The sequence below is a fragment of the Citrobacter sp. VF227 genome, from assembly GCF_052950715.1.
On the sequence record NZ_JBRFVF010000001.1, the window covers coordinates 487,234 to 499,095 of the forward strand.

Below are 11,862 nucleotides of genomic sequence, written 5' to 3' on the forward strand. Positions count from 1 at the left end.
CATGCGGTGGGAGGGTTTTCATCTGTAGTTACTTCTTTACCTGCACTCGAACCTGCTTGCCGTGAATGCGGTTAATATCACGCCAGATGGTTGCATAATCCCTGCACTTTGCCAGATTCTCTTCCCAGCAATGGCGCAAAAACTGTTCCGGTTCAGCGACATCCCGGCTTAACAGCTTGAATACCCAACGATTCCAGACATACCACTTGAAAAGCCACATGATGTCACTCCGCGACGCGATCGGTGTTGAACTATATCAGCCTCAGTTTGATGCCGTGTGGCAACTATTGCGATGTCGATGAATAATCCTGACAAACGCTACATCAATAGCGCCAACCAGACAGCCCACAGAACCACAACCAGAAACAGTGTTTTTCGACATTGCTGCAATGCACCAGACTGGCGTTCAGCCAGCGTTAACGTTTTCAACCGTTCGCGTCGCCAGATAAAACACAGCGCGCTTCCGGCCAGCTCATTGTTTTGCGTATTAATCAGCGAAAAATAACGCTCATCGAGCCACAGTCGCCAACAACTAAACCAGACTACAGCACATAGCAACGCTATGATGGCACGCAGTACACCTGATGGAGCAACAAACAGCACCCACACCATCGGCGGGAGGGAAAACAGCAGAATAAACCGCCAGCTTGCCAGCGTATGTCGGAGCAAACCATGCTGAAGTGCTTCACTATTTGTTACGTTGTCACTTTCCGTTGCCACTGTTGCAGCATCTCCAGATGTTTATCAGTCAGTACCACTTGCGGTCGACTCGTCCGAATCTGCGCTACTGCCTGCTCTACCGTTGTCGAATGACCATAGTGTAACAGCCACGCCGCTATCACCATTGCGCTGCGCGACAGTCCTAACGCACAGTGAACCAATACCGTGCCCTGTGCCTCACGCAGAGTCTCCAGAGTGCCTACCGCCTGCTGAAGTTCAGCTTCATCCGGGATCACTAAATCCAGCATCGGTACACAGTGATACATACGCGAGGCCGTCGCCCGCCCACGCGAAAACTCAAAAGTCACGTCGAGCACCGCTTTTTGCGCGGGCACAAAGCGCGGAAAACTACCAAGATAGACGCCATGTGCTACCGAACATGCCGCGGGCAAATGGCGGGTAAACCAGCGCATTGACAGCCACATTCCTGCACGCCACGGTAATGACAGCCAGTAAACGGTACAAGGCAGTCGGCCCTGCGAATTTTTAGCCATCACGGCCGCGCCGAATCCAGCGTAACCACAGCCGACCATCAAGAGGGCCAGTGCAGGCCATAACAACCATGCCGTCAGCGACACTGCGGCAATAGAACATAATGCCGAGCCCAACAGGTACCGGCGCATCAGCCTCAGACGCGCGGCATCCGGCTTACACCAGCGCCAGCGACGCTGTTCCGGTACCAGCCAGTCAATCAGCATTCCTGCCGCCAGCCCGGTGATAACGTCAATAAAATGGTGCTGCCAGGTGGTCAGCACCGATATCGCGATCAGTAAAGACCAGCCATCGCACAGTCTGCGCCAGCCGCCGGTCAGGTGGCGATTGAAATGCCGCCACAGTAGCCAACAGAGAATGATATGTAGCGACGGCGACTGGTTATAGGGCAAATCGAACTGTTCAAGCTGTGCAAATAACCACCCCGCAGCCCCCGTCACTTCGGGGCGGGTAAAGCTAAACTGTAGCGGGAACAGTAAAAACCCCGCGCAGGCAATCACCGATGCCAGTACCAGCCTGAGCACCAGCCGACGCTGTTCGAAACGCGTGGTGCAAATAAACAGGGATAACCCGTAAAACAGATCCAGACTCCAGTAAGGGAGAATAGTCCACGGAATAAACGGAATGGCAGACTCCCAGCCGAAAACGATACTGCCAACGTTCTGATACTGAGCGTCCTGCCAGGCGGTAAACTCATTCACCTGGCCGTACGTAAGGAAAAAAAAAGGTGCCAGCAGCAATAACCAACCCACGGCCTGCACCATGACTTTACGCTGTTCAGGAAGCACGACGCACCGCCATGGAAACGGTGAAAATACCCCACTCATCAATCAATTGTGTGCACTTATCAAAGCCCGCTTCTCGGACCAACGCATCCATTTCGCCCTGCGTACGCACGCGCATCACCCACGCTTTGCCATCTTTATGACTGGTCAGCGACCAGGCAATCGTTTTAAGCTGCGGATGCCACGGCTGACCGGTGTAAATCAATATGCCCCCAGGCGCTATCGCATCAGCCAGCCCGGCCAGAGAGTTTTTAACCAGCGAATTCTCAGGAAAGAGCTCGTACAAACCGGATACAATCCCCAAACCGGGACGAGGTTCCAGCGCAGCCAGTTGTTCACGGTTGAAGGCATCGCCCTGTTCAAAACGCGCGATGTCAGTCATACCTCTGCTGGCGATCATTTCGCGCCCCTTAATCACGTTCAGCTCGCTGTAATCACGCAGTAAAATTGAACGTACAGCCTTTTCACCTTCCAACGCATCAAGCACATATCGTCCATGTCCGGCAGCAATATCCACTACATGTACCGGCGTGCCCTGCTCCGCCAGTTGCGCGACCGCCTGACCGATCAGCATCTGCAGATGGATCTTACGCTGACGGATCCCTTTCCAGCCCACGCTATTGAGGTAGTTTTTGTCAATCAAACGTCCCAGCGCGCTGCTGCCCTGCGGCTGATTACGGTAGACGTAATCCAGCGTGCTACCGGAATCAAAACCAGTTTCGAATCCCAAACGAACGCCCGTCGATTGTGTGCCCAGGAGCTTCATTCCATAGCGCAAGCCACGGTATGCAATGTCGTCGAGAGAATACGGCGCGGGTCCCCCGCTGAGCATCCGCCAGGTATCAGCACCAGGGCTCCAGCGATCTTCATTGCTATAATCAAAACGCTGTGGCGCCATAGCGTAAAGCGTGGTGATAAAATCACGCATTTTATCGAACGCCAGATGCCGGTCTTTTTCTCCCAACGTATCGTGGTAAAAACCTGGCAACACGTGCAGCTCTTTGAGCGGATTCCTCAAGCGCTGATAAAAATCAATTTGCGGCTGGCGATGCACAACAAAATCATCTCCGGATACCAACAACTGCACAGGCATCGTAATGGCGGCGGCATCACTGACAATGCGTTCTGCCGTTTTGTAGAGATCCAGCAGAATGTTCACCGCAATGGCCCGGGTAATCTGAGTATCAAGATTAAAGCTCGCCACACGCTCGGCATCGTGCGTCAGGTATTTTCCCTTAACATAAGAGTTAACAAAAAACAGGCCGCGCAATCGGTGCATTAACGCCAACCCCTGGCGCGCAAACGGCACATACAATTTTACTTTAAACGCCGGTGACGCCAGCACTAACCCGCGAATGGTGGGCGCATAGTCGTGAGCCCAGGTCGCAGCCAATACCGCGCCTACGCTCTGAGCTACCACCACCACATCTTCCATTGCTGCATGACTGTCAGCGGCGGCAAAACGCACAAACTCTTCAACATCCTGCACCGAACGCGCCAGCGAAGGACTGTAGCCACGCTGGCCCGGAGAGTGGCCGTGACCGCGCGCATCCCAGGCATAGAATGCGGTGTCAGGCATCGCCAGCTCATCGACGATATGTTGCAGTCGCCCGGAGTGTTCGTGACCGCGATGGAACATGACAATCACTTTCGGTGTCGCACCCGGCGCAGTTGCCGGCCAGTGACGGTAAAACAGCTCGGTGCTGTCGCTGGTTACAAATTGTTGTTCCTCAGGTACTCGAATATTACTCATGAGAATGCATTCCTTTAGTTTGTTGCTCCAACAGCAACAGTTGTTGCTTTAGTTCATCCATGAAGAGGTGTTTATCACCATGAAAATTCAACGTGCAGCCAATATTGACGTCTATAAACAGCGGCAGCGGTATGCGATTCCCTTTCGCCATGACAGATTCAGTGCCACGTAGCCAGACGGGAATGATCGGTACCTCCGGCACACGCTGACTGAGATGCCACAATCCAGATTTCAACGGCGACAATATTCCTGGCTCGCCCCGCGTACCTTCAGGAAAGAGGATCAGGATCTTACCGTTGCGTAATGCCTGTTCACACTGCGCCAGCGGATTGATTTCTCCGCCCTTTCGCGAAATGGGAATAATGTTGAGAATATTTAGCGCAAACCAGGCCATTGCTTTATTACGCAGAAAATAGTCTGCGGCAGCCACTGGATGAACTGACGACTGACGGCGCAGCGGAAAGAGCGAAAGCAACGCAAAAACATCCATATGGCTGTTGTGATTGGCGACAATAATTGCCGGGCCTCGTGTGGGCAAACGCTCTTTATGCCTGATACGCAGCCCAAGCCACAGCCAAATCACCGGCCAGACGATGCATAACGTAAACAGCATTCTCAGAATTGAGTTCAGCATAAGTTAATAGCAAAAGTAGCGAATGAAATGGAAAAATACCGGCGCGGTGAAGATCAGAGAATCCAGCCGATCAAGGATCCCGCCATGACCTGGCAGCAATGTTCCGCTATCCTTCACGCCGATATCGCGCTTGATTGCCGACATCACCACATCGCCACAAAAACCACTGATGCCGATAATCAAACCCGCTAACAGCGACAGCGGAATGTTTAGCGGTGTCATCAACGGCCCAAGCAGCGACGCCACCAGCGTGGTAGTCGCTACGCCGCCAACCAATCCCGCCAGCGTCTTGTTAGGACTGACTCTGGGCGTTATTTTGATGCGCCCAATCGATTTACCCCACAGATACTGCGCAATATCGTTGAATTCCGTTAAGCCAACCAGAAACAGCACCAGCAATGCGCCAGTTTGCATGCCATCATCAGGCAGAACCAGTAAAAAAGCGACATGACTGAAGGCAAAAACGGTGGTCATCAGGCTCCAGTGATGCTGCGAAGCATAGCGCAAGAAACCCTGGGTATCGCCCGCAATGACCATCCGCACGGGTAAGAATAAAAATGCGTAGACCGGGATAAACACCACAAACATGCCATACCAATTGATGCCAATCAGCCAGTAGTTAATCGGAATAGCAATGAACATCCACAGCAGAGGCATGCGATCGGTCTGACGCGACGGCGCCAGCGTCAAAAACTCCTTTAACGCCATAAAGCTCACCAACGCAAAAAAGGTCAGTGCCAGCCAGTGTGGACTTAAAATAGCCAGAGAAAACAGGATGATGATGATCCACCAGGTACGAATACGTAACGTCAGTTCCCGCCAGTCTTTGTCCGGTCGTCGCCACACCAGTAATCCATTCACTGCCGTTGCAACCAGCAGCAATGCAAAAATGACTGCGAGCGACTTCTCCAGCAGCATCATTTCCCCTCCGCTTCGCGTAATGCACTTTTACAGCGATTAATTACCGTCCATAGCAGCAGGAGCGTAGCAACGCCCCACACCAGATTGTTCCATTGCACAAGCTGCGGCCACAGAACCAACGCCAGACCCCAAGCGCCAAATACCAGCGCTCGATCACTTTTACCCAACGGCCCGGCATAGCTGCGAACGCCATTAATCGTTTGTGCCAGGACGCCGCAAAACTCAGTCATTACTGCAGAGAACAACATCACCATAACCAGTATTACGTTACTGTCTGGGAGCAGCATAAACGGCAGATAAAGCGCCAGATCGGACAGAATATCCCCACTCTCGTTCAGAATAGCCCCAAGGCGTGATTGTTGGTGACATTCACGTGCCAGCATGCCATCGAGTGCATTAAGCGCCATTCGAATAAACAATACGATTGGCAGGAGAACAAAAAATTCAGGTTGGGGGAAAATCGCCAGTACGACACCGGTCACAATAGAAAGCGCCATCGCGGCGAGGGTAACGTGATTTGCTGTGACGCCTTTCTTATGGAGCCAAAACATCAATGGACGTAACAGCGCTTGAAAGGCGGGTTTGATCTGATAAAGCGTCATCATCATTCCTTGATAATATGTCTGTTTGACTATAGTAGATTAATCACTCCCCGCCTGCCTGATAGTTTTTTCGACTGAACTCAAAATCAGACTTTACTAACAAGTCAGGTTATTCTTTCCGTAACCACTTACCATTGATGCCCTGGACGTACTCTCCCGGTTTAGCGCGGGCAACCAGCTTTTGTCCGGCCATTTTCGCCACTTCATCAGCCGGAATGTTGTTGCTCTCAGCCAGTTGCTGATAGCTGGCGCTTCGCGCTTTATTAATTTCACTCACCAGCGCCTGCGTTTCGGCATCGGTTTTCAATGCCACCAGATAACCATTAAGCGTTTCGCCAACCCGCCCCTGAGTTCTGGCTTCATTCAGAGTTAAGGCCCACACATTGCCGCTGAGTAAACTCAGAGCCACCAGGATCACTGCAAGCTGTTTTTTCATCGTAACCTCAGAACAGATCGCTGCGCGATTTCAACAAGCTCTCAACGTCTTTATCGACTTTGATATGGATCTCGTGTTCGATTTTGACGTTCATATTAATCGTGATCGGTTCTTTTGGCGCAGCCACTTCGATTCTGGGTGTGCACCCGACCAGCAGAGATGACGCCAGCAAACCCAGCATCGCAGCTATCGTTTTCATTGTTGCTCCTCACATTCCTTGCCTTCCGTGCAATGGTTTTTCGGCAGCGCTGCATTTTGTTCAAGCCATGCCTGTAAATTGTCGCCAAAACGCAAACTGCGCCATAGCGTAAATACATTTTCCTCGTGGGTGTAATTCAAATTAACCGTTCCCACTTTGCCATCCACCCGACTGTTGCCGGTCACCGTTGCCTGCATAGTTAAAACACCGAGGTTATCCAGATTTATTTTCGTCCAGGAATGGCTTATTTCCATATAACGCAGCCAGTTAATGGCCGCACCCGCCGTCATATTATCTTTGACGACGGCATCCGCCGTGTCCTTGTCAATACGCAGCGTCATGGGACCGGGGTTGGTCAGCCAGCCGTCTTTGATGATCCACTTTTCGTTATCCAGCCATAACGGCAACGCGCCGCTGACTGGGCCAGACATGGCGAATTGTTTGGGATTAACCGCGCTGATAAGCTCGCTGGAAGAGATATTCTGCACCCGCAATAATGCCGGATCGTGCTGCGGCATTCGCAGTTGTTGCATGATGACTTTGCCCCCCAGCAGTTCAGCGCTGACATCGCTTAACAGCAACGGATTGTCTTCACTCCAGGGATACGCCCCCTGCAGATCGGCGGCAATATTTTTCACCGTCACCTGATTCACCACTTCCGCGATACGCAGTGAAATAGGTCCACGGGTGCCAAGTTGCCACGCGCTTTCACTAAATCGAAACGGCAACACAAAATCGACGCCATTGATTTGGTTATCGGGCATCCAGGCGCTACCGCCTTTTAATACCCCATGACCACCCGCTTCAAAACCCTGCTCCGGCGCCGCTGAAAATGCGACCTGAGCATACAGCTCACCTTCGCGCAGCTTCATTTTCCAGTCAGGTGGGATGAGCGGTTGGAAAACGGTGAGCGATTGTTTTGGCCACCAGGCCTGACCGCGCAGGCGGATCCCGTCCCAGCGGCCATTAAGTTGTACGGGTCCAATCGCCCCCGCGTGAAGCTGGCCTTTGAACTGGAAAACTGTCGGGTCGGTACCTTCCACGCTAAATTTCAGAGTTGATGGCGGTAATACGCTTCCTCCAGTGAAGGTGGTGTTCCCTGCATCCAGCGACAGCGCGCCACTGAATGTCGGTTTGCTGGCATCTCGTACCCACACGATCGGCTCATCCATCACCAGACGCGGATTTTCCACCTGCATGGTGCCGTATTGCAGATGGTCAAAGCCGGTGGAGAGATCAAACAGCTTCAGGGTGTTGTCATGCCATTCCCCTTTACCCGCCACATCCCAGCGGGCATGCATCGGCGTAAAACTGCCTTCGCCCCAGTATCGCCACTGCCAGCGCCCCGCGTCAGGAAGAAAATCATTGGCCAGACCATCCAGATGCAGCTCAAAACCGCCCATCTGATTTTCATGCGCGCGCAAAATAGCCTGCAGACGGCCATCCACACCGCGTTGCGTTACTTTTACGCCTGCCAGCGGCCAGCGAATTTCGTCAATATCCAGCGAGTCAATCACACGTCCACTCGAACGCAGCAATGCTCCTGGCTCGAAAGCCAGCTGCGGATCGCTCAGGCTTCCGGTGAGTCTGGCAGGTAACTTGGCGTAGAAGATCAGGTCATCCTGTTTCGCCTCGCCGATCAGCTGCAACGGCATGTCGCTACTATCCACACCGAGCTTACCCGGTCCCAGAGTTAATACGGCGTTTCCTTTACCAGCATCGCCTTGCGTCAGAATGTTCAGTCGCCCGCTCACCATCGCATTTTCCAGCCCGGCCTGCCAGTTTTCAACTTTCATTCCCAACCGTCCACTGAGCGGGAATCCTTGATAAGGCCAGTTCCAGCGACCGTCGCTAATGGTGAGTTGCTGACGGGTTATTTCCCACGGAAGATCGAGCAGCGGATCGGCATTATCGCGGGCCATGACGATCAATTGCCCGCTGTTTTCTTGCCACTCCAGTTCGACGTCAACCAACGAAGGTTCCTGCGGCAAACTCAGAGAAGCAACCGCATGACCGCTCACCGGTAGTCCATCAGGAACCAGCGGCATAGTAAATTCACCGACCAGTTTTACCGGCGGCTGGCCTTCAAATGCTGCGATATCCAGCGCATTTACCGTGAGATTTTGCCCGTGCAGACGCCCCTGAAATTTAACTTTTTCACCCTGATAGCGTAGTTGCTGGGTCGAAGGCGTAAGCGAGAGAGACAGTTTCCCCTGCCACTCCTGCCAGGGAGAAAGAATAACGTTGTCGATGTTAATCCAGGTATTAGGTAGCATCGATTGCCATTCTGCCAGCGTTTTTGGCGCAACCGGAGAAGGCTCAGCCTGCGGCAATTTGGCCAGGCAAGCCGAGTCGAGCTCAATTGTCCCGACATTAAGCAACCAGCGGCTGGGATGAGAAAGATCCGCCTGAGTAACACGCGCTAGTGGGCAATCATCGACCAAATAGCGAAGCTCCGGGATATGCAGCCCATGCCGTGTCAGCCGTGGGCTCTCATCCAGCGCGATGCGCGTGCCGACAGGCAACCAGACGCCCACCAGCGTGGGAACCCACAGGCCAAGCGTCATGACCAGCGTCAACGGCACGAGAATCAATAATAAGAGAAGTGCCAGAACGGCTTTATATTTACCCTTCATGGGTAGTTAATATCCTGATTTAGCAAAAATTTAAGCCGGTTTAGGCCAGTATTGTGGCATGTTTAGCTGGATATGCCCACATTAAGAATAGATGCCTAAGAGACATATGTATTATCTATGACTTTTTGGTTCGCTAAGGAAATTAATAATTATTCAATAAGATAGACTATTATTTCATATGGCACGCTGTCACACGTGCCGTCTGGCAGATAAAGATTCGGACTTAATGAGGCCTCAGTTGTCCATCGCTATGTTTAGGTCCTATACGGCCCGCTTCGATCAGAATTTCCTCAATAAGTTCTTCCAGGCACTCCCTACCGTGATGATCGCAGACCAGATGTACCTGTCGGGAAATCTCGTCAGGTTTCATACCATCACATAATGCCGCCTTCAGCATTAAGGTGGCCCATCGTTTTGCTTCAGAGTGAGTTAACATGACTCCTCCCGATATTTGCTACCTGTATAAGCGTAGCTGCCTGGATGTGATTCGGCTGGCTTTTTAACCACGTTGTATTGACCGTCATGAGCTGGATGAAAATTCTCCAGTTGTTGAAAACGCGTAATCTGCCCACACTAACCAGATATGCGTTGGAATTATTCATTACGTCCATGACTATCAATAATTTTTTATATTTTGTAAAATAATTTTAATTGAATTAATGTGACGTCAAAATCACTGGAGAAAGTCTTATGAAACTCGCCATCTATAGTACAAAACAGTACGACAAGAAGTATCTGCAGCAGGTTAACGAGACTTTTGGTTTTGAACTTGAATTCTTTGACTTTCTGCTGACGGAAAAAACAGCTAAAACCGCCCATGGCTGTGAAGCCGTGTGCATTTTCGTCAACGATGATGGCAGCCGCCCTGTTTTGGAAGAGCTGAAAAAGCATGGCGTGAAATATATCGCGCTGCGTTGTGCCGGGTTCAACAACGTCGATCTCGACGCGGCAAAAGAGCTGGGTCTGCAGGTAGTACGTGTACCAGCCTATTCACCGGAAGCCGTCGCTGAGCATGCGATTGGCATGATGATGACGCTGAATCGCCGTATTCACCGTGCCTATCAACGCACACGTGATGCCAACTTCTCTCTTGAGGGGCTGACCGGTTTTACCATGTATGGCAAAACGGCTGGGGTGATCGGTACCGGTAAAATCGGTATTGCGGCCCTGCGGATCCTGAAAGGTTTTGGTATGCGCCTGCTGGCGTTTGATCCCTACCCAAGCGCTGCTGCGCTGGAGTTAGGCGTTGAATATGTCGATCTGAAAACGCTGTTTGCGGCGTCCGATGTTATCTCCCTGCACTGTCCATTAACGCCAGAGAATTATCATTTGCTCAATCACGAAGCCTTTGAGCAAATGAAAAATGGCGTGATGGTTATCAACACCAGTCGCGGGGCGTTGATCGATTCGCAAGCCGCTATCGATGCGCTGAAAAACCAGAAAATTGGGTCTCTGGGTATGGACGTGTATGAAAACGAACGCGATCTGTTCTTTGAAGATAAATCCAATGACGTGATTCAGGATGATGTGTTCCGTCGCCTGTCGGCCTGCCATAACGTGCTGTTCACCGGGCATCAGGCGTTCCTGACAGCCGAAGCTCTAACCAGTATTTCTGAGACTACGCTACAGAATCTGGCACAAATCTCCAAAGGCGAAACCTGTCCAAACGCCCTCTTCTGATTTCCGTGCTCCCCTGGCTTCAGGGGAGCATTTTCAGACAATCACCGATGATAAAACACACAGTATCATTATTATATTAAATGCTTCCCCGTCACAAACCCAGAGAAATACAATGAAGAAAGTTGTCACGTTGATTGCGCTCAGCATGCTGATGGCTGGCTGTGTGAGCAATGGAAAAGTTTCCGTCAATCGCGAACAGTTGCAGCACCACCGCTTCGTTTTGCAGAGCGTGAATGGTAAAGCCGTCACCATCGCTAATAATCCACCCGAATTAAGTTTTGGCGAAAACATGACGGTATCGGGAAAGATGTGTAATCAATTCCACGGTCAGGGCAAGCTGTCCGACGGCGAGTTGAAGGTCAAAGATATGGCAATGACCCGCATGATGTGCGCCGATCCACAGCTTAATGCGCTCGACGGGATCGTCAGCGGCATGTTTAAGCAAGGCGCACAGGTCGATCTGACAGCTGACCAATTAACGCTGGCGACAGCGGAACAAACGCTGACGTATAAACTTGCGGATTTAATGTAGGAAACGCGGTGGCTTAATAGTTACCACAGCTTCCGGCGGCAAGCGACTGCTCACTACAGCGTTTGCCGTTGGGTAACGCACACATGCCGATGGCTGAACCATCCAGTTGGCGTGCAACGGAGAGCGAACCTCCAATCATGGCGCAATTTGCCTCCCCAGAACTGGACATTGCGGCCTTCATTCCCGGTGCGACATGAGCGGCGGTTGCCTGTTGAACAGGTTCATTGCTACAAGCCGATAATAATAACGCGGCACACCCTACCCAAAACACTGCGCGCATTTTACTCCCCTCTGAATATTAACCAAACGACACAGCCATAAATAATAGGCAGCGGAAACACCGCCGTCGAGAGGCAAAATGCGCATTTATGCGCGTTGTTTACATTTTCTGGCAATTTTTTGGCTGCTCCTTTGATCAAACCATTCATTCTGATTATTCCCAGGACACAAAAGCGAAAATCTGTCTTTAGCG

General features: G+C 51.6%; 13 protein-coding genes. 2 read left to right on the plus strand and 11 right to left on the minus strand.

Translation table 11 applies throughout. From position 1 onward, the window contains the following. Positions 1-28: 28 nt before the first annotated feature. From ACU8YC_RS02440 to ACU8YC_RS02485, 10 genes are all read right to left on the minus strand, one after another. On the minus strand, positions 29-220 hold the full coding sequence (locus ACU8YC_RS02440) for a hypothetical protein (protein ID WP_151219303.1): 192 nt from the start codon (positions 218-220) through the stop codon (positions 29-31). A gap of 98 nt (positions 221-318) precedes the next feature. Continuing rightward, positions 319-720 carry a hypothetical protein gene (locus tag ACU8YC_RS02445; RefSeq protein ID WP_210905128.1) on the minus strand — a complete coding sequence of 134 codons (402 nt, stop codon included), beginning with the start codon at positions 718-720 and terminating at the stop codon, positions 319-321. After that, the gene (locus ACU8YC_RS02450) at positions 696-2,000 is read right to left on the minus strand and encodes a phosphatase PAP2/dual specificity phosphatase family protein (RefSeq protein WP_255588568.1); all 1,305 of its coding nucleotides are present in this window, start codon (positions 1,998-2,000) and stop codon (positions 696-698) included. The genes ACU8YC_RS02445 and ACU8YC_RS02450 overlap by 25 nt, the downstream gene beginning before the upstream one ends. Then, on the minus strand, positions 1,990-3,750 hold the full coding sequence (locus tag ACU8YC_RS02455) for a bifunctional alpha/beta hydrolase/class I SAM-dependent methyltransferase (protein ID WP_187259613.1): 1,761 nt from the start codon (positions 3,748-3,750) through the stop codon (positions 1,990-1,992). Before ACU8YC_RS02455 ends, ACU8YC_RS02450 begins: the two co-directional genes overlap by 11 nt. Next, complete coding sequence (locus tag ACU8YC_RS02460) at positions 3,743-4,384, minus strand: lysophospholipid acyltransferase family protein (protein WP_151219306.1); 642 nt, start codon at positions 4,382-4,384, stop codon at positions 3,743-3,745. The genes ACU8YC_RS02455 and ACU8YC_RS02460 overlap by 8 nt, the downstream gene beginning before the upstream one ends. 3 nt (positions 4,385-4,387) lie before the next feature. After that, a complete protein-coding gene (locus ACU8YC_RS02465) occupies positions 4,388-5,305 on the minus strand; it encodes a phosphatidate cytidylyltransferase (protein WP_286544810.1) in 918 nt (305 codons plus the stop codon). Beyond that, the gene (locus ACU8YC_RS02470; RefSeq protein WP_187252370.1) at positions 5,302-5,907 is read right to left on the minus strand and encodes a CDP-alcohol phosphatidyltransferase family protein; all 606 of its coding nucleotides are present in this window, start codon (positions 5,905-5,907) and stop codon (positions 5,302-5,304) included. Before ACU8YC_RS02470 ends, ACU8YC_RS02465 begins: the two co-directional genes overlap by 4 nt. A gap of 109 nt (positions 5,908-6,016) precedes the next feature. Then, positions 6,017-6,343 carry a YdbL family protein gene (locus ACU8YC_RS02475; protein ID WP_151219308.1) on the minus strand — a complete coding sequence of 109 codons (327 nt, stop codon included), beginning with the start codon at positions 6,341-6,343 and terminating at the stop codon, positions 6,017-6,019. Positions 6,344-6,350: 7 nt separating this feature from the next. Next, a complete protein-coding gene (locus tag ACU8YC_RS02480; protein ID WP_003020350.1) occupies positions 6,351-6,542 on the minus strand; it encodes a YnbE family lipoprotein in 192 nt (63 codons plus the stop codon). Next, positions 6,539-9,178 (minus strand): YdbH family protein, encoded by a 2,640-nt coding sequence (locus ACU8YC_RS02485; RefSeq protein ID WP_151219309.1) that lies wholly within the window; start codon positions 9,176-9,178, stop codon positions 6,539-6,541. Before ACU8YC_RS02485 ends, ACU8YC_RS02480 begins: the two co-directional genes overlap by 4 nt. 690 nt (positions 9,179-9,868) lie before the next feature. Between ACU8YC_RS02485 and ACU8YC_RS02490 the strand changes: the two genes are divergently transcribed. Together ACU8YC_RS02490 and hslJ are read left to right on the plus strand one after the other, a co-directional pair. Continuing rightward, positions 9,869-10,858 carry a 2-hydroxyacid dehydrogenase gene (locus ACU8YC_RS02490; protein ID WP_151219311.1) on the plus strand — a complete coding sequence of 330 codons (990 nt, stop codon included), beginning with the start codon at positions 9,869-9,871 and terminating at the stop codon, positions 10,856-10,858. 112 nt (positions 10,859-10,970) lie between these two features. Further along, positions 10,971-11,390 (plus strand): heat shock protein HslJ, encoded by a 420-nt coding sequence (hslJ, locus tag ACU8YC_RS02495; protein ID WP_151219312.1) that lies wholly within the window; start codon positions 10,971-10,973, stop codon positions 11,388-11,390. A 13-nt stretch (positions 11,391-11,403) separates the two neighbouring features. Here hslJ and ACU8YC_RS02500 read toward each other — a convergent pair whose 3' ends face one another. After that, a complete protein-coding gene (locus ACU8YC_RS02500) occupies positions 11,404-11,670 on the minus strand; it encodes a putative hemolysin (protein ID WP_446894982.1) in 267 nt (88 codons plus the stop codon). Positions 11,671-11,862 lie beyond the last annotated feature (192 nt).